Origin of the sequence: [Clostridium] aminophilum (genome assembly GCF_900101295.1) — a bacterium.
Lineage (GTDB): Bacteria > Bacillota > Clostridia > Lachnospirales > Lachnospiraceae > Clostridium_R > Clostridium_R aminophilum_A.
The window spans coordinates 48,244-70,648 of record NZ_FOIL01000009.1 but is presented as its reverse complement, the minus strand read 5'-3'; the positions used below and the strand labels follow the sequence as shown (position 1 = coordinate 70,648).

The window sequence follows — 22,405 nt, the reverse complement described above, 5'->3', positions numbered from 1 at the left end:
TATGGCCGCACATTGTGGAGGATAAGTACCCGATTGAGGAACTTCTCGACAATACGATTTTTGCGGGTTAAGATGGACGCGTCATACAGAACGAGGCGAACCGTGTTTGGCGCGTGTCAGGCATTTTTGCGGCAGCCGCCAGGGCCTCCTGCAGGAAGGGTGGAGCTGCGTGGAGAACAAAGTCCGCAAGCGGACTTCGGCTCCCCCATCCCCTCAGTCCTGAGGGGAGCCCCGCGGACTTTGCGCGCCGCCGCTGGTCACCGTTAGGTGACAGCTTCCTTACAGCGGCGTGCGCATCCTCGCGGAGCGTTTTTATTTCATAGGGAATTTCGGAGAAATTTCCTATGAAATAAAACAGAGCGGCAGCCCGGGCTTTCGAGGCCCGGACTGCCGTCTTTTTGGAAAAAAGAAGATAACGCTGCGGTCAGGAATTCTGGCGGTTCAGATAAAGTTCAATGTTGGTGGGATTTGGATGTTTGGCCCAGCTGGCACTTTCTTTCTTCGAACCGGAATAGATCCGGAAATCGTATTCTTCGGAAACATCGTTCCAGCCGTACTCGACCAGATACCAGTCCCATCCGCCGATTCCGTTGACGGTGGTGTTTGAAGCCTTGACAGAAAGGGTATCAAGGTTCAGGCCGGCGGCTTTCATGGCATCTTCGACGCCCTGATTGTGAAAACGGGTTCCTTCCGCTGTTTTCGTCGGCTCGCCGTCGATAATTACGTCTGTTTCTGCGCAGCAGTACACGGTTCTTCCGGAATAATCGCTGCTTGGTCCCGAGGATGGATCCCGGGTTACCAGCACCCAGAAGCCGATTTCTTTGCTGTTGCCGTGTTTGGCACCTCGATAGTTGAATTCGTCGGCATTCACAATATTTGCCAGGACGGCCCGGATGGCACGCGCATTGGCGAGATCGACCGCACGGCGGGATTTCTCCAGCCTGGAGCGAAAGATCGGGACGCAGATGGCGATCATCACGCCGATGATGGCGATGACAATAAGCAATTCAACCAGAGTGTAGCCTTTCCGGCTTCGGTTTTTGTTCTGCATGGTGGTTCAACTTCTTTTCGTGTTTTGGTTTGATGCTGGAAGCGGAGATACAGCACTTCACTGCATCAACAATTTTCATGTATTCAGGTTTTGCTTGACGTTTGGAGCAGGGATACTGCACCAAACAAAATATCGGCGAAAAGGGACAAAAATTAATATAATTTTGAATAATAGGGTTTGGATATTCAATCACGAAAAACGATGTCATCAAAAACACCGTCAAATGCCTGATTTATGACTGAAAAGGTGATAATAAACTTGCTGTTTCAAGGTATAATAAAGAGAGTTATATATAGTATGAACAAGAATAAAACAGGATGGCAGGTGATGATATGATTCTGAAAGAATGCGACCGGGGAATGATCTATATGCCGGAAGGCGATGTGAAGATCTCCGTTGAAGTCCGCTTCAGCAAGGAGAATATTACATTATATTTTGAGGGCTTCCACTTTCAGGATGCACGGATTAAAGCAAGGGTGGATTTCTATGATGTTCAGCAAGGCCTGATCACGACGGAATCGGAGGTTCTGATCAAGAGAAATCCGGCGTATCCGACCAGCCCGTATCCGTGGATTGGCGAGTGCAAAGTCATCAAGTGCAACGAGACGAAGCAGCGACAGATGGATGTCCGGGCGTCCGTGGACATTGAGTGGCAGTTTTATCATGATGATCCAAAGCTGGGCGGAGATTTCTTCGCAACGATCCGGAATCTCAGCGCGGGTGGCGTGTATATCGAGACAGTGGAGACGCTGGCTCCGCAGGAACTGGTGCGCTTTCGTTTTAAATTCAACAAAAAAGACCGGACCTTCCTTCTGGAAACCGTGTGGGGGAAGATGGCGGATGAGATCCATATGGGATACGGTCTCCGCTTTATCAATCTTCAGCCGGGAGACGAGGCGAATATCCGCAATTATGTTTTCCGGAGATTGATTGAGAATCACCGTGCAAATGAAGAATAAATAACCGGTAAAAATGCCGGAGCATCAGCCCGGAAGCGGGATCGCCGGAGACGAGAAGGAACTCATCGGAAGCCGAATAGCCGGAGATGAGAGGAAACAGCCCGGAAGCGGGATCGCCGGAGACATGAAGGAACTGCTTCGGAATCTGACTTTGACGGGACGGATATGAGTTCAGGGAATTTAATCATAAAGAATAAATTATAACAGTTATAAAAACACGATTATAAAATTTCCGTATTTTCAAATGCGTTCAACTGAAAGATGAGACATTCTGCACAAAAGAAAAGTTGCAGAATGGCCTCGTCTTTTTTACGTTCCTGTCGAAAGCACACAAAAAACACAGATAATTTTTGGAAGAAAATAACGAAAATAGTACATATAAATCAATAAATTCATGACAAATCAAAAATATTGACATACATTTTTGATGGCTCTATACTCTGCCCATACCTCGAGGAAACAGATCACAATGAGCAATACCGTAAATGGCAGGCGGTATTTCGAAGCAGTACAGAGGAGGGTATTATCATGTCTTATGTAGATAATGTGTACGAGAACGTAGTTTCCTATTATCCGGATCAGAAGGAATATCATCAGGCAGTAAAGGAATTTCTGGAGTCTGTCCGCACCGTCGTCGAGAATGACGAAGAGAAGTATCAGCAGGAAGCGATGCTTGAGCGAATGGTCGTTCCGGACAGAGAGCATTCCTTCCGGGTAACATGGACGGATGATCACGGCGAAGTTCAGGTCAATCACGGCTACCGCATTCAGGTCAACAATGCGCTCGGTCCGTACAAGGGCGGTCTTCGTTTCCATCCGACCGTAACACAGGGCATGATTAAGTTCCTCGGCTTCGAGATGGTTTATAAGAACGCACTGACCGGTCTTCCGATCGGCGGCGCAAAGGGCGGCGCGGATTTCGATCCGAAGGGCAAATCCGATCGCGAGATCATGCGTTTCTGCCAGGCATATGTCGGTGAGCTCTTCAAGTACACCGGCCCGAACATGGACGTACCGGCCGGAGACATCGGTGTCGGCGGCCGTGAGATCGGATACCTCTTCGGAATGTATAAGAAGCTGACCGATCAGTTCGACGGAACCCTGACCGGAAAGGGCCTTACCTTCGGCGGTTCTCTGGTCAGAACCGAGGCAACCGGCTACGGCCTGATGTATTTTGTTGACGAGCTCCTGAAGGATCACGGACAGGACATCAAGGGCAAGACCGTTACGGTTTCCGGCGCCGGAAATGTTGCAATCTTTGCAATCGAGAAGGCTCAGCAGATGGGCGCGAAGGTTGTCACCTGTTCCGATTCCAACGGATGGGTTTACGATCCGGACGGCATTGACCTCGATCTTCTGAAGGAAGTAAAACTTGAGAAGCGCGCAAGACTGACCGAGTACGCGGCAAAGAGACCGAACGCAGAGTACCATGAGGGTCACGAGGGTCTCTGGGCAGTGAAGACAGATATTGCTCTTCCGTGTGCGACACAGAACGATATTACACTGGAGGATGCAAAGGCACTGGTTGCGAACGGCACTTATGCCGTATGCGAGGGCGCCAATATGCCGACCACACTGGAGGCAACCGATTATCTCCAGAAGAACGGCGTCATCCTCTGCCCGTCCAAGGCCTGCAACGCCGGCGGCGTCAGCGTATCCGAGCTCGAGATGGCACAGGATTCCGAGCACCTCTACTGGAGCTTTGAAGAGGTTGATTCCCGCCTCAGCGATATCATGAGAAATATCTACCACATCATTGCAGATGCGGCGAAGGAGAATGATCTCGGCGAGAACTATGTTGCCGGTGCCAACATCGCAGCATTCAACCGTGTTGCAGAGGCGATGGCTGCACAGGGCGTATATTAAAACAGAACAGACGTTACCGGTCTGATGAGCGGGAATCTGCCGAGGCAGGTTCCCGCTTCGTTGTATATTGGGAAAGGTTGTATTACACTTCAGGGGAAGAAGAAAGCCCTTTTTACTAATATATAAGCGATATATATACGAATACATAGATAGAAAAATGATCGCTTGCATAGCAAATATGAATCTGTACATAGCAAATTGGAAGCTGTACGTAGTAAAGTTGAATACGCACGTAGTAAATATGGATTCATACGCAGTATATACGGACACGGGAAACGGAGGTCGTTATGGCTTATATTGATGAGATCATCGGACGGATTGCGGAAGAGTATCCGGAGCAGAAGGAGTATCAGCGGGTTGTGGGAGATTTTCTGACATCTGTTCAGCCGGTGGTGGAGAAGGATGAAGAGAGATACCGGGCGGATGCGATTCTGGAACGCATGGTATTTCCGGACCGCGAGCATGCATTCCGCGTGACCTGGATTGACGATGCGGGCAAAACCCGAGTCAATCACGGATACCGCGTGCAGTACAATAACGCCCTCGGCCCGTATAAAGGCGGCATCCGTTTTGAGGAGGATGTGAATGCGGACAAGGTGAAGGCTCTCGGGTTTCTGATGGTATGGAAAAATGCGCTGGCGGGGCTTCCGGCCGGAGGTGCAAAGGGAGGCGCGGATTTTACATGGAAAGGAAAATCTGACCGGGAGGTCATGCGCTTCAGCCAGGCATATGCCAAAGAAGTGTTTCGGTATCTTGGGGCGGATGAAGATATTCTCACCAGTGACATTGGGGCCGGCATCCGGGAGATGGGGTATCTCACCGGGCAGATCCGGAAACTGACGAACCTCTGCGACGGCAGGATTGCCGGAAAGGGAAGCGCCTTCGGAGGAACGCATCTTCGCGATGAGGCGACCGGATACGGGATTCCGTATTTTGCGGAAGCGGCGCTGGAAACGGTGGGGGAGAGTGCGGAAGGAAAGACCGTGACGCTGTCCGGAGCCGGAAAGGTAGCTGTCCATGCGGCACAAAAAGCGGAGGAACTGGGCATGAAAGTGCTCACCGCATCCGACTCCAACGGATGGGTGTATGATCCGGCGGGAATTGATCCGGATCTTCTTCGGCAGGTTAAATTTGCGGAGAAGGCAAGAATGACCGAGTACGCAAAACGGCGCCCCGGCTCGGAATACCATACCGGTTCGGAGGGAATCTGGAAAGTAAAATGCGATATCGCGCTTCCCTGCGCGGCAGCGCATGAGATCGGGCTTTCTCAGGCGAAGATCCTTGCGGAGAACGGAACGTTTGCCGTCTGTCCGGGGGCGAATGAACCGGCGACGCCGGAGGCTGCGGAATACCTTAAAGCGAATGGCGTGCGGCTGTTCCCGTATCAGGCCTGCAACGCGGGCGGCATTGTGGTGACGAGTCTGGAATGTTCTCAGGATTCCATGCATCTCCACTGGAGTGAAAAAGAAGTGGAGCGTCAGCTCCGCCATCACATGCATGAAATCTGCCGGCTGGTGGAAGACACCGTGCGGGAGTGCGGACTGAAGAATGATTATATCGCCGGAGCGGATATCGCCGCGTTCCGCCGGGTCTATGACGCGATGCGCGCGCAGGGGATCGTCTGAATGGCCGGAAAAGCGCGGACGTACAGCATTTTTTCAAAAAATATAATAGGGAATATGCACAAAAAAACCTCCACAATTTCAGTGACTATTTTTGACCACATTTGATTGAATGTGACTATTTTTGATGATAACATGAGGATACAAATCAAAAACGTGCAGGGGATTCTATCGGCACGATGATGGAGGTGAGCACTACGCTGACAGAGGAGAGATATGACTCGATTCTTGCCATCGTAAACAGCGAGAGGAGTGCGACGGTTCAGGAACTGGCGGAGCGGCTGAATGTGTCGGAATCGACGGTACGGAGAGATCTGACTGCACTGGATAAAATCGGACGTCTGATCAAGGTACACGGCGGTGCGACGGCAGTGGAACTGGAATACTCGACGCGGGATCTGTCAATGCGGGAAAAACAGAGCCTGAATTATGAGGAAAAAGAACAGATCGCCGCTTATGCTGCGAAAATGATCAGGCCGGATGATTTCGTGTACATTGACGCAGGATCTACCACGCAGCTTCTGGTGGAGAAGATCACGGAACTCAGCGCCACCTATGTGACGAATTCCATCAGTCACGCTTCGGTACTCGCGGCAAAGGGCTGCACGGTGTTTATTCTCGGCGGACGCGTCAAGAGCATTACGGATGCGCTGGTCGGAAGCCGGACAGTGGCGGCGCTGGAGGATTATAATTTCACGATCGGATTTTTCGGAACAAACGGTGCGGATGAGAAGCACGGATACACGACGCCGGATCTTGTGGAATCGATGGTGAAAAAGACCGCGATGGAGCATACGCATCATCGCTACGTTCTCTGCGATCACTCCAAGCTGGGAACCATATCCTCGGTGAAGTTTGCCGAGTTCGGGTTCGCGACGGTGATCACGGGAACACTGAACAGTGACAAGTACAGAAAGTGCAGAAATGTAGTGGAGGTGAGTGGCCCTGATTTACACAGTAACGTTTAATCCGTCGTTGGATTACATTATCCGGGTGGATGATTTCCGGATCGGGGAAGTGAACCGCACTTCTTATGAAAAGATTCTTCCGGGAGGAAAGGGAATCAATGTCTCGATTGTCCTGAAGAATCTGGGGCATGAGAGCACCGCCCTCGGATTTGCGGCCGGTTTCACCGGACGGGAGATCGAGCGCCGTCTTGCGGAATACGGCGTGAAACCGGATTTCATCTCGCTGGAGGAAGGATTTTCCAGAATCAACGTCAAGATGAAATCGAAAGAAGAGTCGGAGATCAACGGACAGGGTCCGAAGATCACGGAAGCGGCCATCGCAGCACTGTTTGAAAAACTGGATGCCATGACCGGGGACGATATTCTGGTGATCTCGGGAAGCATCCCGAATACGCTGCCGAGTGATATGTATGAGCGGATTCTGGCGCGTTATCAGGAGAAGAAGATTCCGGTCGTGGTGGATGCGACCAGAGATCTGCTCACAAAGGTTCTGAAGTTCCATCCGTTCCTGATCAAGCCGAACAACCATGAGCTGGGCGAGATCTTCGGCGTGGAACTGAGAACGAGGGAGGAAGTCATTCCTTACGCAAAGAAACTGCAGGAGATGGGAGCGAGAAACGTACTGATCTCCATGGCGGGAGAAGGTGCGGTATTCATCTCGGAAAAGGGAGATGAACTCCGGAGCGAAGCACCGAAGGGAAAAGTTGTGAATTCCGTCGGCGCGGGTGATTCGATGGTGGCCGGTTTTCTGGCCGGTTATCTCGAGGCTTCGGGGGATTACCGGACGGCATTCCGGATGGGACTTTCCGCGGGAAGCAGCAGTGCGTTTTCCGAGGAACTGGCAACCCGGAAAGAGGTTGAGGAACTGCTGAAGACATTCTGAGAAGGGTAGAAAGAAGGGTAAAAGGATGAGAATTACGGATCTTCTGAAAAAAGAGAGTATCCGCATCGGAGGCAGCGCTTCCGGAAAGACCGACGCCATTGACCAGATGGTCGAGCTGATGGTGGCCGGCGGCAACATCGCGGATCCGGAAAAGTATAAAAATGCCGTAAAGGCAAGAGAGGAAGAGAGTACGACGGCAATCGGCGACGGCATCGCAATCCCGCACGCGAAGACCGACGCGGTGAAGGCACCGGGACTTGCGGCGATGACGCTGCCGGAAGGCGTGGACTATGATTCCCCGGACGGTGAAAAGTCCGATCTGATCTTCCTGATCGCGGCACCGAACACCGAGGACAATGTTCACCTTCAGGTACTGTCCCGTCTGTCTACGCTTCTGATGGACGATGACTTCTGTGATGCGCTCCGCGGAGCGGAGGATGCGGACGCATTTCTCGCCGTGATCGATAAGGCGGAAAGCGAAAAACTTGAGGCGGAAGAGAAGAAGGAAGAAGCGGCAAAAACGGCAGCGGGAAAGATTCAGATTGTCGCGGTTACCGCGTGCCCGACCGGAATCGCCCACACCTATATGGCGGCGGAAGCACTGGAGAAGGCAGCGGAAAAGCTCGGATACACCATCAAGGTTGAAACGAACGGCTCTGGCGGCGCGAAGAATCTTCTGACGGCCGAGGACATCGCCGGCGCAGAGGGCGTTATCATTGCGGCAGACAAGAATGTCGAGATGGCCCGTTTTGACGGAAAGCCGGTTTTCAGCACATCGGTTTCCGCCGGAATCAACAAGCCGGAGGAACTGATCGGAAAGATCATGAATCACGAAGCCGCAGTATACAGTGCCGGAAAGAAGGCAGTGTCCGACACGGCAGCGGTGTCTGCGGAGAAGGAATCTGCGGCCCACACCTTATACAAACATCTGATGAACGGCGTATCCCACATGCTCCCGTTCGTTGTTGGCGGCGGCATCCTGATCGCGATCGCCTTCCTTCTGGATGTGGCGCATGCCGGAGAGGGATTCTACGGCTCGGGTACACTGCTGGCGAAGTTCTTCAAACAGAGCGGTGATTCGGCATTTGGCTTTATGCTTCCGATTCTTGCGGGATTTATTGCCATGAGTATTGCGGACCGTCCGGGACTGGCAGTCGGCTTTGTCGGCGGCGCAATCGCGAAGGAAGGATTTACCTGGTCCTATCTTGCCGATCAGGTCAATGTCGGCGTAAACGGTGCCGAACCGGTGATTGAGCTCGTCAGTGCCGGCTTCCTCGGCGCTCTCCTTGCCGGTTTTGCGGCGGGATATCTCACCAAGGGACTGGAGAAGGCCTGTGACGCGCTCCCGGATGCACTGGAAGGAATCAAGCCGGTTCTGATCTATCCGCTGGTCGGTATTCTGATGATCAGCCTGATGATGACAACCGTGAACCCGGTTATGGCGGCGATTAATACCGGCATCACCGGTTTCCTGAACGGAATGGGAACGTCGAATCTTGTGATTCTCGGCGCCATTGTCGGCGGTATGATGTCCATCGATATGGGCGGCCCGATCAACAAGGCGGCATATGTATTCGGAACGGCTGCAATCGCAACCGGAGAGACCGGAAAGATCATTATGGCTTCGGTTATGGTCGGAGGTATGGTTCCGCCGATCGTGATTGCCCTCTCAACCACATTCTTTAAGAACCGCTGGACGAAGCGCGATCGTCAGGCGGGCCTTGTAAACTACATTATGGGTCTTTCCTTTATCTCGGAAGGTGCGATTCCGTATGCTGCGGCGGACCCGGGACGTGTTCTCCCGTCCTGTATTCTGGGATCCGCGATCGCAGGTGCGATCTCTGCGGCATGCCGCTGCGCAAGCCCGGCACCGCACGGCGGTTTCTGGGTAATCGCGGTTATCAGCAATCCGCTGATGTATGCGGCTGCACTCCTCATCGGATCGGCGGCCGGCGCGATTCTTCTCTCAATTCTGAAGAAGCCGGTCAGCATGGACTCGGATATGAACTGACCGACTGCGTTTTCCGTGGGAAATACCGGAGGTTTAAGAGATATAACCTGCTCTCACCGGTGACGGATTTTGGCGAAAAGGGTGTATGAAGCCCCGTAAGTGACCGGTGAGCTGCGAAAGAAAAGACAATGTAATACAATAACAAAACATTTCAGGTCATGAAAGGAAAATACGATGAAAACTTTTGATTACGTAATTCAGGACAACGACGGAATTCACGCAAGACCGGCCGGCGAGCTGACCAAGCTCTGCAAGACATTCAGCAGCCTGATCCAGATCGGCAAGGACGGCAAGACCGTAAAGGCAACCAAGATTCTCGGTATCATGTCTCTCGGCGCAACCAAGGGAAGCACCGTAACACTTACTTTCGAGGGAGACGATGAGGAAGAGGCTTGTGCAGCCGTAAAAGATTTCCTTGAGAAGAATCTCTGATGAATGATTTTTTAAATGATTCTTTGCGCTCACAATAACTTGCAGTAATAAAGAAGGCCCGGCAGCGGAACGCTGTCGGACCTTCTTTTATTTACGCGAGCAACGAGCGAAACTCGCGAAGCGTGTTTCGTCTCGCTGCGGGAAGCGAGCCAAAGCCCGCGAAGCGTGTTTCGCCCCGTGGGCAGACTGCCGCACGCTGTCAAGCGAACCTGCCTGCGGGATGATCGAGGCGGTGCCGGATTGTTCAGCGGAAGTTTCATGCGGCAAAAGGATTTGAGGGGAGGCAGCGTCCGGAAAAGAGAAAAGATATCGCGAAAAGGTATTCCTGCTGTTCATGGTCCTGTCACGGTCGTTCGCTCATCATTTTTCGCCGTTCGCCCAGAATAATTGAGTATTTTATAAAAATTTTATAAACTTTATCCGTAATCGTTATTTCTTAAACAAGAGGGGTTTGAGAAGCAATAAGGAGGGTATTCATGAAGAAATTGTTCAAATCGGCAATTTCCTGTGTCCTGCTTGCAGCAACTGTGGTTTCCATGTCAGGCTGCGGCGGCGCAGCATCATCTGCCGCAGCGAACGAGACGGCAGCAGAAGACACCAACGTCAAGCCGTCAAAAGTCGGAATCGATCGTCCGCGTGAGTTCGTCACCGTGGCGACCGGTCCTACCAGCGGTATCTATTATCCGATCGGCGGAGCCATCGCAAAGGTTCTGAATAATGCAGGATATAAGACCAGTGCTCAGGCGACCGGCGCATCGGTCGAGAACATCAACCTGATCTCGCAGGATGACGCGGAGCTTGCCATTGCCATGCAGGATTCCGTAGTGCAGGCGTACGAGGGCTTTGCGGCATTTGAAGGAAAGAAGAAAGAGGATCTTCGCGCGGTCATGAGACTTTGGCCGAACTACGTACAGCTGGTAACCGTTGAGGGAACAGGCATTAACAGCGTAGAAGATCTGAAGGGCAAGAGAGTCGGCGTCGGCGCTCCGAACTCGGGCGTAGAGCTGAACGCGAGAATGATCTATGAGGCATACGGAATGACTTACGAGGACAGTAACGTCGATTATCTGTCCTACGGTGAGGCTATCGACCAGATGAAGAACGGCCAGTGTGATGCGGCCTTCGTAACATCCGGTATTCCGAACTCCACCGTATCAGAGCTGGCATTCAGCTATGATATGAAGATCGTTCCGATTAACGGCGAGGGCCGTGACCGTCTGATCGAGAAGTATCCGTTCTTCGCGGCGACTACCATTCCGGTCGGAACCTACGGCAACAATGAGGAGGTTGATACAGTATTCGTATACAACATCCTTGTTGCAAACGCGCAGCTTTCCGATGATCTGGTATATGACATGCTCGACTGCATTTTCAATGATGTCGCTGCCATCAAGGCCAGCCATAACACCGCGGACAAGAATATCGATGTCTCCTTTGGCGTCAATGATCTGAAGATTCCGCTGCACAACGGCGCGGCAAAGTGGTGGAAAGAACACGGATACGAGACACCGCTCAATCCGTAAGGAAGAGATATGAGATTCGACAAACATCTGAGACTTCAGGCAATGCTTGCGGCCATGATGACCGCTTTGGGTCTTTTGCTGATTCCGGCGTCAACGGCACTCCGGAAATGTTTCCCGGAGGAGGTTCTCCTCTGTGAGAATCAGGAGACCGGCGAGATCTACGCACAGGTTCCAATCCGCACGGGCGACCGCGTGGAGTTCCGGTGGATCCACTCGTTTGAACACATTCCGTGGAATGAATACTACCGGGTTCAGGAGGACCGGACGTTTCTTCTGGAGACGATCTCGGTTGCAGGATTCGGAGCGGGCATTCCGGCGGAAATGGACGTGGACTACCGCTATGAGGACGGCCTGGTCTATATGGACAACATCGGAAGCGTATTCGACCGATTCAACTTCTTCAGCTCGGATACGGCGCTGCAGTCCATTCAGGTGAATGAGAAAGAATGGATCAAAGGTTCCGACATGCCGTATCACGCAAAGGTGACGGTCTATGTCGATGAAAGATGAAAACAGAATTCTCCGCCGGCCGGCTGAAAATGCCGGAGCGGACGGGGATCGTAAATGAAGGAGGGTAAAGGTTTGAGCGATAATAAAATGAGCGCGAACCAGACTGCGGAAGGCTCGGCAGAGACCGCACCGGCAGTGAATGAGCAGGAACTTCTCGAAAAGTTCGACAAGGAGAGCAAGACGAGAACATTTGTCTCCCCGATCATGGATAAGCTTTTCAAGATCGTCTGCATGGTGATCACGATCTATCATCTGGTATTTGCAGCAGGTCTCTACACACCGGAGACACTGCGTCACAGAGCAATTCACGTGGCAATGATGCTTGTTCTCTCGTTTGCCATGTATCCGGCAACCAAGAAGGCAAGCCGCAAGAACATCGCATGGTATGACTGGGGACTGATCGCACTTTCGATCGTGACCGCCGTATACATGTGTATCAACTATAAGTCGATTGTAAACCGCGCGGGCGTGGTAAATCCGACCGACGTCATGATCGGAGCGATCCTGACCGTGCTGGTTCTGGAAGCAACCAGACGTGTATGCGGACTGGCCCTTCCGATCCTGTCCCTGATCTTCGTGTTCTATGCCCTGATGGGTGTCAGAGCAGGTATGATTCCGGTCAACGTTCCGGGAATCTTCCTCCACAGAGGATACACTCTGCCGAAGATCTTCAGTAACTTCTACACCAACACCGAGGGTATCTTCGGTTCTTCCGTCAACGTAGCATCCACCTATATCTTCCTGTTCATCTGCTTCGGTGAGTTCATGAACAAGTGCGGAATGGGTAAGTTCTTCAACGACATTGCGACAGCGCTTGCCGGCTGGTCCAAGGGCGGTCCGGCGAAGGTAGCGATCATCGCTTCCGGTCTTCTCGGAATGATCAACGGTGCAGCCGTTGCCGTTGTTGTTACCACCGGTTCCTTCACCATCCCGCTGATGAAGCGCGAGGGTTACGACAAAGAGTTCTCCGGTGCGGTTGTTGCGACCGGTTCTGTTGGCGGACAGCTGATGCCGCCGGTAATGGGTGCTGCGGCATTTATCATGGCAGAGACTCTGGGAATCCAGTACAGCTCCCTGCTGATCTCCGCAGCGATTCCGGCTGTCATCTATTACATGGGTATTCTGTTCCAGATTCAGATGCGTGCCGACAAGTTGGAAATGAAGCCGACCCCGAAGGAGGATCTCCCGAAGATCGGCGAGGTCATGAAGGAATCCGGACATCTGGCAATTCCGATCATTTTCCTCGTATACATGCTGTTCTTCTCCGGCAAGACCGTTATCATGGCGGCGTTCTACTCCATCATCTGCACCATCGTGGTAGCACAGCTCAGAAAGAACACCAGAATGAGCCTGAATGACATTCTGGGCGCACTGCAGAAGAGTGCAACCTCCACCGTATCCGTAGCGATTGCCTGCGCCTGCGTTGGTTGTATCGTCGGCGTATGCTCCATCACCGGATTTGCGCTGAACCTGGCAAATGCCATCGTTATGATCGGCGGAAAGAGCCTGCTGTTTACACTGGTATTCTCTATGATTACCTGTATGATCCTCGGCATGGGACTTCCGTCCATTCCGTCCTACATCATTACATCCACCGTTGCCGCTCCGGCGCTGGTACAGCTCGGTATCCCGGCAATCGCAGCTCACATGTTCTGCTTCTACTTCGCGATGTTTGCAAACCTGACACCGCCGGTAGCACTGGCATCGTTTGCGGCGGCAGGTATCTCCGGCGGCGATCCGATGAAGACCGGATGGGCATCCGTAAAACTGGCACTTGCAGGATTTATCCTTCCGTACATGTTCGTTTACAACACAGAGCTTCTGCTGCTTGATACCCCGATTGCAACAGGCCTGCGTGTAGCGATCACCGCGATCATCGGCGTATTCCTGATCTCGGTTGCGGTTGAGGGCTTCCTCTATGCAAATGTCAATGTAGTTCTCCGTGCAGCTGCGCTGGTCGGCGCTTACATGCTGATCGATTCCGGTATGGTTACCGACCTGATCGGCGTAGCGATCGCCGTTGTTCTCTTCGTGATTCAGAAAGGAATCCAGAAGAAGAACGGTGTCACACCGACGGCGGCATAAGATTGGATTTTTAAGACATGATTTGATAGGCAGTTATGGCTGACCGGAGATGTCCTCCGCGGCAGACGTAACCCGATCCGCAGCCTCGCATCACCGGATGCGGGGCTGCCTTTGTATTATTGCGGGCTGACAGGCTGTTTGAACCTGTTGTCCTGCGCAGCGCCGCCGGATGAGCACGAATGCTCGCCCGGTTCGTGCTTTATCGTGTATAATCAGTATCAGAGCAGAAATGGAAGGAGACGGTGCATGGATTACGAAGTTTTCATGAGCCTTCTGATGAATATATCGATCCTCGTGCTGATCGCGGAGGGAATGACGAGTCTTACGGTTTTCCGGAGAATTCTTGCCGGCGAATTGTACGGAGGATTGGTTGAGGGACGTTTTTCTCAAAAAGGGAAGGAGGAACCGGCGGATGAACGGCGCAGCGAGGGCGAACCGGGACAGGGCGGAAATGCCACCGGTTTCCGCATGGTCCGGGGAGTCCTGCTGGGTGTCTGCTTCGGCCTGTTCTGCATCGTCTCGGACTGCATCGGTGTTCAGATGAACGGATCGATTCCGAACGCCCGGGTGATCGGCATTCTTTCCGCCGGTATTCTGGGCGGACCGGAGGCGGGAATTCTGACGTCGCTGATCGCGGCGCTTCACCGCTATCTGGTCTTTCCGCAGCGGGCAAGCACCCTCGCGTGCATTGCGGCGACATTTATTCAGGGCTTCATCGGCGCAGCCCTCGGAGAAATGATCCGTCACGGAAAAATGAAGAGCCAGATGAGGGCGGTGGTCCTGTTCTTGGCGGCGTTTGCGGCCGGGCTCATTCATCTGATTCTGGTCTACACCCTGGTGGAGGACCGCGTGACTGCCGTGGAGATCGTCCGGTCCGTGATGATTCCGATGCTGATCATGAATTCACTCGGCATTGTGATTTTCTTCGGCGTCTTCAACTCTGCCATGCGGCAGTCAGATCTGGAGTCGGCGGCAAAAGTCAGCAACGCCCTGCGCATTGCCGAACAGTGCACGCCGTTTCTGCGGAACGGGCTGGAGGCCGACGGGAGTGCGGATGAGATTGTGAACATTATCCGGAATGAGGAGCCGGCCTGCGAGGGTGCGGCGATTGTGAAGGATTGCCGGTTTCTGGCCAGAAGCGAGGAATTCGGCGCAATCACGCTGAGTGAGGATAACTATCCGAGACTGCTGATGGCGGCAAAGACCTATAAGAATACGAGGATCAGTCATGTCCCGGTTCCGGAGGACGCATTTTATCCGCTCTACGGTAAAAGTCTGATCATGGCTGCGCCGATTCAGCCGGATGAGGCGAACTGCTATATTCTGGTTATGCTGTTCCGCCGCGGCGTGCAGTTCATGAAGGCAGATGAGGAAGTTATCGGCGGACTGGCGCATTTCCTGACGTCCCAGCTTCAGCTGGCACAGATGGACCACCAGAAGGACGAACTGCAGAAGGCGGAGTACCGGGCGCTGCAGTCCCAGATCAACCCGCATTTTCTCTTCAATGCGCTGAATACGATCTCCTGCTTCTGCCGGGAGAAACCGGACCGGGCCAGGGAACTTCTCCAGTCCCTGAGCTCGTATTTCCGGAATATGCTGACGGACAGCAACAAAAAGGTTACACTGGAAAAGGAAATGGAGCATGTGGAGGCGTATCTCGAACTGGAGAAGGCGCGGTTCGAGGAACGGCTGATCGTGGAAGTGGAGGCGGAGCCTCAAGACTGTATCTGCCGGGTGCCGAACCTGATTCTGCAGCCGATTGTGGAGAATGCCGTGCATCACGGCGCCATGCAGCGTGAGGTTGGAAGGGTTTCCATCCGGATTCACCGGGAGGAGATCAACACCCTGATCGATGTGGAGGACAACGGGCCCGGAATCCCGCAGTATGTTCTGGACCGGCTTCACGGAGCCGAGACAGAGAGCTTTAAGAGTATCGGGATCGGTATGCTGAATGTGCAGGAACGTCTCCGGGCCGTTTACGGCAAGGCGGCGAGTATGCAGATTCTGACCGGCGAGAGCGGAACGACGGTGCGGCTGGTACTGCCCAACAACCTGAAGACGGAGGAAGATGCGGAATGAAAATCGCAGTAGTGGATGACGAAAGACCGGCAAGAAGCGAACTGATCTGGCTTCTTCAGCAGTGCGAGCCGGAGGCAGGAATACAGGAGGCGTCGACGGCGGACGCATTTCTGAAGCTGCTGGAAGAGGAACACTTTGACGTCTGCTTTGTCGACATCAATCTGAACGGTGCCAACGGGACGACACTGGCGTCCATGGTCCGGTCCAAGGCGCCGGATACCAAGATCGTCTTTGCGACGGCGTACCGGGAGTATGCGGTGAAGGCGTTTGAGCTCGGGGCGCTCGACTATGTGCTGAAACCGTTTGATCTGGAGCGGATCCGCAAAACCATGGAGCGCGTCCGGACCTGGAGAAATCCTGCGGCTTCGGAGAACGGAGCCGGAGCAGGCGCCGATGCCGCGCACACCGCACACACACCGCACACGGCGGAGCAGGATATTCCGGCAGGAAATGACCGCAGCCATGAGCTGTCCGCGGAAAAACCGGACAGCATCCTTCTGACACTTGGGACCGGTTTCAGAATTGTGGAAGTGAAGGATATCATCTACATTGAGGCACAGAACCGTCAGTGTCTGGTCCATACGAAAAACGGTTCCTTCGAGCAGAAAGAAACACTGGGATATTACGAGCAGAAGCTTGCAAGACACCGTTTTTTCCGGATTCACAAGAGCTACCTGATCAACCTTGACCGGCTGGAGGAGATGGTGCCGGGGTACAACAACGGTTACAGTGTCCGCATGAAGGGAAGAGATGAGCAGCTCCCCATTGGCCGGACCCAGCTGAAAGACTTTCGGAGTCTGTTTGGAAAATAACGAAACATTCTAAAAAGCAACGGACGCAAGCATAAAAATAAGAATAACGCATCCTGTAATTTGTGCAGAATATGTCGAAAACTGACGTATTCTGCACAAATTTGTCGTTATAAGGAAATGCTCCGGTACAGCCTCTGCCGAAACACCGAAAAAAGCAAGGAAAACCGTGGATCCGCAGGCATTGTCAATGTACTTGGACAATCGCGGAGGGCAGACCTGAATTATTATGGAAATTATGATGAAAAAACGGAATAGACAGTTGAAAACGGTTTCGCCGGGAATATAATTAAGATAATAACAGGCAATCGCCGGCCCGTGGGTGCAGGGCCGACAGGGCGAATACTACAGGAGGGGAATAGTATGATAAGCTTTGTTATTTGTTTATGTTTACTTATTGGCGGATACTTCACCTACGGCAAACTTGTCGATAACACCTTCGGCCCGGATGATCGTGAGACACCGGCCGTTGCGATCAATGACGGCGTTGACTACGTTGTCATGCCGCAGTGGAAGCTTTTCCTGGTTCAGCTGCTTAACATTGCCGGCCTCGGCCCGATCTTCGGCGCACTTCAGGGTGCTCTCTGGGGCCCGATCGTATTCCTTTGGATCACCTTTGGTACGATCTTTGCCGGTGCCGTTCACGACTATTTCTCCGGTATGCTCAGTGAGAGAAATAACGGCGCATCCATCGCTGAAGTTACCGGTAAATATCTCGGCAACAGGATGAAGGCAGTCATGAGAGTGTTCTCCGTTGTTCTTCTGGTTATGGTAGGTACTGTATTTGCAGTAGGACCGGCAGGACTTCTGGTAAAACTCCTCGGCGAGAAGGGGGTGACAGGACCGTTTGCGAATACCGCGGTATGGCTTGCCATCATTCTTGCTTACTATTTCATCGCAACCTTTATTTCCATCGATAAGATCATCGGTAAGATCTATCCGCTGTTCGGTATCTGCCTGATCGTGATGGCTGTCGGCGTTGCAATCGGAATGCCGCTCAATGGATTCCATACACCGGAGATCTGGACCAACTTCTACAGCATGCATCCGGCAAATACACCGGTATGGTCCTTCATGTTCATCACGGTAGCCTGCGGCGCGATTTCCGGATTCCATTCCACACAGTCCCCGCTGATGGCAAGATGCCTGAAGTCGGAGAGACAGGGACATTTTGTATTCTACGGTGCCATGGTAGCAGAGGGTGTCATCGCTCTCGTATGGGCAGCGGCAGGATGCTCGATCTATGAGGTGACCGGCGGACTGAACACCGGACTTTCCGAGGCACTCGGTGCAGGACAGTCTGCAGCCATCTATGATGTTTGTGTAAAGACCATGGGTTCTCTCGGTGTGATCCTTGCCATGCTCGGCGTTATCGCATGTCCGATCACTTCCGGTGATACCGCATTCCGTTCCGCAAGACTGACTCTTGCCGACTGGATGGGACTGGATCAGGGATCCTATGTCAATCGTCTGAAACTCTGCGTTCCGCTGCTCGGCTGCGGCGCATTCCTTGGATTCGGAAACTCCTTCGGACTCTTCTCTTATCAGGTTATCTGGAGATATTTCTCCTGGACCAACCAGACACTGGCAATGCTCGTTCTCTGGTCTGCATCCATGTATCTTGCTTCTGAGAAGAAGAACTTCTGGATCACCGCGGTTCCGGCAACCTTTATGTCTGCGGTTTCCGCAACCTACTTCAGCATGGCTCCGGAGTGTCTCGGCCTGATTCCGTTCTTTAAGAACAACGTAGCCTTTGCGTATCCGTTCGGAATCGTGGTCGCTGTCGTATTCCTGGGACTGTTCATGAAGGCGTCCGCAAAGCACAGAATGTCCGACGGAACGAAAACTGCCGCATAATCACGGCGCAGGATTCGCCATCGCGCACCGGATGACGGACTGAAACTCAGACAGAAGAAGTAAAAAGCGAAACAAACAGGGCGGACGGAGAATACTTCATCCGCCCTTGACTGTATCATGGAAGGCCGTCGAGCCGCCCTCAGAAATGAGGGGAAGTGAGTCGATGACCGCTTGCGGAGCTTTCCTGTGATACCGTCGGAGTGAAAAACAGATGGTTTCAGGGGGAGGGAATATGATTTTAAAACCGGTATGTATCGGTACATCACAACTGAGGGATGACATTCTGAAGGAAGATGCCCGCAGATGCCTTCGGATCGGTCCGTGCGGACTCGGAGAGAAGGCACTTTATATCGGCAGTCTCTTTCTGGAACGCCGGTGCTACATCCGATACAGTGACATCAGCCGCTGTTTTAAGCGCGTCGCCATGAGCAAGGGCGGTTTTACCGGAAAGGGAATGTTCGGTTCCATCGCGTATCTCGTGGTTCTGACCCGTTCGGGTGAGGAGCATCAGTGCAGTTTTAAATTTGAAGACGAAGTCGATCTGTTTCTCGCCCAGCTGAAGACCGCACATCCGGATATCCGCCTTCACAGTGAAGAGGCGGAGCGGAAACTGAAGGAAGCGGAGGCGAAGGAGCGGGCCAGATATCTGGATAAACTCTCACCGGAACAGGACGCGGCAGTAAGGGATCTCACCGCCGCCGAACACGCGCTCCGGAGACATCCGGTTCAGTATACACAGCTGGCGCATGCCGCGAGACAGAAACGCATCATTGACCATATCAGCCCGACCTATCGTCTGGCCGCCATGGTTGTGTTCGGACTCGCCGCCGCTGCGGCCCTGTTTGGAGTATATTCCATCATTCAGGGAATGGGCGGAGCCGTCTACTTTGTCCTTTTCGGCATTGCGGCGATCTTTGCGGTGGTCTCTTCAAGAATTCTGCCGACCGGCCGCAATAACAGGAAGGCGGCACAGGAAGACTGGGAGTCGGCACTTCAGGCGATGGCAAAGATCGTGGATGAGGAGTCGGACGGCCGACAGACATTTCCGGTTCCGGCGCAGTATGCGCATCCGGTGGTGCTGGAGCGAATGATCCGTGTGGTTCGTGAGGGAAGAGCATCCTCGGCGGCGGAGGCGCTGGCGGTGGAGAAGGAGGACCTTCGAAAGCTGAATTATACCGTGGAAGTTTCCCAGAAAGAGCACGATGAAGTGGTCATGGTGAAGCCGATGTTCCTTGTGATGAATTACGAGTGAAAGTCGTCGGCGGAACGGTGAACTGCCGGACGAAATTCTGAACCCGGTCCGGATCAGAGGCGGAAAGGGGCGGAACGGAATTTGAAACAGATTTTAACGGAAGGGAAAGCCGGACGGGTGAAAGTATTTTGACCTGTCCGGCTTGATCTTGTGTTATAAGAGACATCTCTGAAATTCCGGTAACGCAGAAACTGCCTGCGAAGGATGTCAGGTTATGGGAAATATGTTCTGTTTCAAGGTTTTTCGGCGGTTTTTGACTGTTTTTTAACGGTGTGATATGCTATACTGTCGAGGTTAATGTGGAAAACTATGTTCGGAGGGTAACATGTCACCGGAGAACGCAATCGAAGTAAAAAACGTTGTTAAAATATATAGGCTTTATAACAAGCCGATCGACCGTCTGAAGGAGTCGATGAATCCGACGCACAAGAGCTATCACAAAGATTTCTACGCGCTGAACGATATTTCCTTTGATGTAAAAAAAGGCGAGACTGTCGGCATCATCGGAACCAACGGATCGGGAAAATCCACGATTCTGAAGATCATCACCGGAGTGCTCACGCCGACATCCGGAACCGCGCAGGTAAACGGAAAGATCTCCGCGCTTCTGGAACTCGGGGCGGGATTCAACCAGGATTACACCGGAATTGAGAACATCTACATGAACGGCACGATGATGGGATACACCAAAAAGGAGATGGACGAAAAACTCCAGGATATTCTTGATTTTGCCGAGATCGGCGATTTCGTCTATCAGCCGGTCAAGACGTATTCCAGCGGTATGTTCGTCCGGCTGGCGTTTGCGCTCGCCATCAATGTCGATCCGGAGATCCTGATCGTCGACGAGGCACTGTCGGTGGGAGACGTCTTCTTCCAGGCAAAATGCTACCGCCGTATGGAGGAGATCCGCAAGAACGGCACCACCATCGTGATGGTTACGCATGATATGGGCTCGATCATCAAGTACTGCGACAAGGTTGTCGTGCTGAACAAGGGCGATTTCGTCGCGCAGGGAAGCGCCGGGAAAATGGTGGATCTCTACAAGAAGATTCTGGCCGGACAGATGGATCAGCTGAAAGAAGATCTGGAGATGAACGACTATTCCGGAGAAAAGGAAGTCGTTGCCGAGAAATCCGGCGCACTGGAGAACGGAAAGGATGCTGCCGGCGGATCAAAGAAAAAAATGCTGGATCAGATGGTGATCAACGGAAACCGGGAAGAGTACGGAGACGGCCGTGCCGAGTTCATTGACCTGGGTCTTCTCGATCAGAGGGGCAATGTCACGAACCTTCTTCTGAAAGGGGAAATGTTCACCATTCGCGAGATTATCAGGTTCCATGCGGATATTGCCGCACCGATTTTTACTTATACGATCAAAGACAAGAAGGGAACGGATCTGACAGGAACCAACACCATGTACGAGGGGACGGATATCAAGCCGGTCAGGAAGGGCGATGTCTATGTCGTGGAATTCCGTCAGAAGATGAATCTTCAGGGCGGTGAGTACCTGCTCTCCATGAGCTGCACCGGATTCGAGCAGGGAGAGCACGTGGTCTATCACCGGCTGTATGACGTGATCAGCATGACAGTCATTTCCAATAAGAACACGGTCGGCCTGTATGACATGGATTCTCAGACCGCGGCCATGAAGACCACGGAAGACCACCTGCAGGAAGCGATCGCGGAACTGGGGAAGGAATGAGGAAAACAACATGAACGGAACGAAGATCAAGGACTCCGCGGAGGAAGTTCTGGCGATTCTTGAGAGATATCACGGTGATACGGAACGGATTCTGCGTGAAAACCGGAATCTGTCGTATCTTTGTGCGTTTGCACCGCTGCGCGAAAATCTTCTGGAGTGGATTGACGTGAAAGAGGGGGCGGAGATCCTGCAGCTCGGCGCGGATTTCGGCGCCGCGACGGGCCTTCTGGCGAAGAAGGCGGGACATCTGACCGTGCTTGCCGCGGAGAATGCATCCCGAAAAACGGCGGAGCTTCGATACGGTGAGCTGGATCATGTCACTTTTACCGATCGGATCGAAGATGGCGCGGTCTACGACTGTGTCATCGCGCTGGGACCGGAGGCATTCGATGTGCCGGAGGGGACCGAAGGCACGCGGAATGGGGCAGAGGGACCGGCCCCGGATACCGCCGGGGCCACGGATGCGAGGAAACTGCTGGAGCAGGCGAAGCGTCTGGTGAAAGACGGCGGTATTCTGATTGCGGCGGCGGAGAATACGTACGGCTTAAAGTATCTGGCCGGGGCGGAGAGAGAAAGCGTCTCCTTCACAAGGGAACAGATGGCGGAATCTCTTCCCGGGGCGGCATTCTACTATCCGATGCCGGACTGGCGCTTTGCCGGGGAAATCTTCTCCGACCGGTATTTGCCGAAGCAGGGTGATCTTGCGGGAACACGGATGATCTATGATTATCCGGAGTATCTTCCGATGAATGTCGGCGCGGAGTTTGAGAAGACCGTGGAAGACGGAAAATTCCCG

The 22,405-nt window shown here is 53.0% G+C and carries 17 protein-coding genes; 16 read left to right on the top strand and 1 reads right to left on the bottom strand.

Translation table 11 applies throughout. The features are described from left to right. Nucleotides 1-424: 424 nt before the first annotated feature. Nucleotides 425-1,051, bottom strand: a complete 627-nt coding sequence (locus BMW41_RS04230) for a type II secretion system protein (protein ID WP_074648995.1) — start codon at nucleotides 1,049-1,051, stop codon at nucleotides 425-427. A gap of 317 nt (nucleotides 1,052-1,368) precedes the next feature. Between BMW41_RS04230 and BMW41_RS04225 the strand changes: the two genes are divergently transcribed. The 16 genes from BMW41_RS04225 to BMW41_RS04155 all read left to right on the top strand — a co-directional run bounded on the left by BMW41_RS04225 (nucleotide 1,369) and on the right by BMW41_RS04155 (nucleotide 21,609). Further along, complete coding sequence (locus BMW41_RS04225) at nucleotides 1,369-2,010, top strand: PilZ domain-containing protein (RefSeq protein WP_083378777.1); 642 nt, start codon at nucleotides 1,369-1,371, stop codon at nucleotides 2,008-2,010. A 13-nt stretch (nucleotides 2,011-2,023) separates the two neighbouring features. Beyond that, nucleotides 2,024-2,179: a hypothetical protein gene (locus BMW41_RS14540; RefSeq protein ID WP_177171159.1), complete on the top strand. Its 156-nt coding sequence runs from the start codon at nucleotides 2,024-2,026 to the stop codon at nucleotides 2,177-2,179. Nucleotides 2,180-2,538: 359 nt separating this feature from the next. After that, nucleotides 2,539-3,876, top strand: a complete 1,338-nt coding sequence (gene gdhA, locus BMW41_RS04220) for an NADP-specific glutamate dehydrogenase (protein ID WP_074648993.1) — start codon at nucleotides 2,539-2,541, stop codon at nucleotides 3,874-3,876. Nucleotides 3,877-4,163: 287 nt separating this feature from the next. After that, a complete protein-coding gene (locus BMW41_RS04215; RefSeq protein ID WP_074648992.1) occupies nucleotides 4,164-5,501 on the top strand; it encodes a Glu/Leu/Phe/Val dehydrogenase dimerization domain-containing protein in 1,338 nt (445 codons plus the stop codon). 176 nt (nucleotides 5,502-5,677) lie between these two features. Next, nucleotides 5,678-6,466, top strand: a complete 789-nt coding sequence (locus BMW41_RS04210) for a DeoR/GlpR family DNA-binding transcription regulator (protein ID WP_074648991.1) — start codon at nucleotides 5,678-5,680, stop codon at nucleotides 6,464-6,466. Beyond that, complete coding sequence (pfkB, locus tag BMW41_RS04205) at nucleotides 6,444-7,349, top strand: 1-phosphofructokinase (RefSeq protein WP_074649000.1); 906 nt, start codon at nucleotides 6,444-6,446, stop codon at nucleotides 7,347-7,349. The genes BMW41_RS04210 and pfkB overlap by 23 nt, the downstream gene beginning before the upstream one ends. Nucleotides 7,350-7,374: 25 nt before the next feature. Beyond that, nucleotides 7,375-9,360, top strand: a complete 1,986-nt coding sequence (locus tag BMW41_RS04200; protein WP_074648990.1) for a PTS fructose transporter subunit IIABC — start codon at nucleotides 7,375-7,377, stop codon at nucleotides 9,358-9,360. A 174-nt stretch (nucleotides 9,361-9,534) separates the two neighbouring features. After that, nucleotides 9,535-9,792 carry an HPr family phosphocarrier protein gene (locus tag BMW41_RS04195; protein ID WP_074648989.1) on the top strand — a complete coding sequence of 86 codons (258 nt, stop codon included), beginning with the start codon at nucleotides 9,535-9,537 and terminating at the stop codon, nucleotides 9,790-9,792. 476 nt (nucleotides 9,793-10,268) lie between these two features. Continuing rightward, nucleotides 10,269-11,315, top strand: coding sequence for a TAXI family TRAP transporter solute-binding subunit (locus tag BMW41_RS04190; protein WP_074648988.1), 1,047 nt, complete (start codon nucleotides 10,269-10,271; stop codon nucleotides 11,313-11,315). Nucleotides 11,316-11,324: 9 nt separating this feature from the next. Further along, the gene (locus BMW41_RS04185; protein WP_074648987.1) at nucleotides 11,325-11,825 is read left to right on the top strand and encodes a DUF1850 domain-containing protein; all 501 of its coding nucleotides are present in this window, start codon (nucleotides 11,325-11,327) and stop codon (nucleotides 11,823-11,825) included. Between the two features lie 72 nt (nucleotides 11,826-11,897). Further along, the gene (locus BMW41_RS04180) at nucleotides 11,898-13,910 is read left to right on the top strand and encodes a TRAP transporter permease (RefSeq protein ID WP_242870293.1); all 2,013 of its coding nucleotides are present in this window, start codon (nucleotides 11,898-11,900) and stop codon (nucleotides 13,908-13,910) included. 246 nt (nucleotides 13,911-14,156) lie between these two features. Continuing rightward, nucleotides 14,157-15,989: a LytS/YhcK type 5TM receptor domain-containing protein gene (locus BMW41_RS04175; RefSeq protein WP_074648985.1), complete on the top strand. Its 1,833-nt coding sequence runs from the start codon at nucleotides 14,157-14,159 to the stop codon at nucleotides 15,987-15,989. Continuing rightward, the gene (locus tag BMW41_RS04170) at nucleotides 15,986-16,801 is read left to right on the top strand and encodes a LytR/AlgR family response regulator transcription factor (protein ID WP_074648984.1); all 816 of its coding nucleotides are present in this window, start codon (nucleotides 15,986-15,988) and stop codon (nucleotides 16,799-16,801) included. Before BMW41_RS04175 ends, BMW41_RS04170 begins: the two co-directional genes overlap by 4 nt. Before the next feature lie 360 nt (nucleotides 16,802-17,161). Next, nucleotides 17,162-18,655, top strand: coding sequence for a carbon starvation CstA family protein (locus tag BMW41_RS04165; RefSeq protein WP_074648983.1), 1,494 nt, complete (start codon nucleotides 17,162-17,164; stop codon nucleotides 18,653-18,655). 232 nt (nucleotides 18,656-18,887) lie between these two features. After that, entirely contained in the window at nucleotides 18,888-19,907 is a 1,020-nt protein-coding gene (locus BMW41_RS04160) for a hypothetical protein (RefSeq protein WP_074648982.1), read from the top strand. 325 nt (nucleotides 19,908-20,232) lie between these two features. After that, nucleotides 20,233-21,609, top strand: coding sequence for an ABC transporter ATP-binding protein (locus tag BMW41_RS04155; protein WP_074648981.1), 1,377 nt, complete (start codon nucleotides 20,233-20,235; stop codon nucleotides 21,607-21,609). Nucleotides 21,610-22,405: the final 796 nt, after the last annotated feature.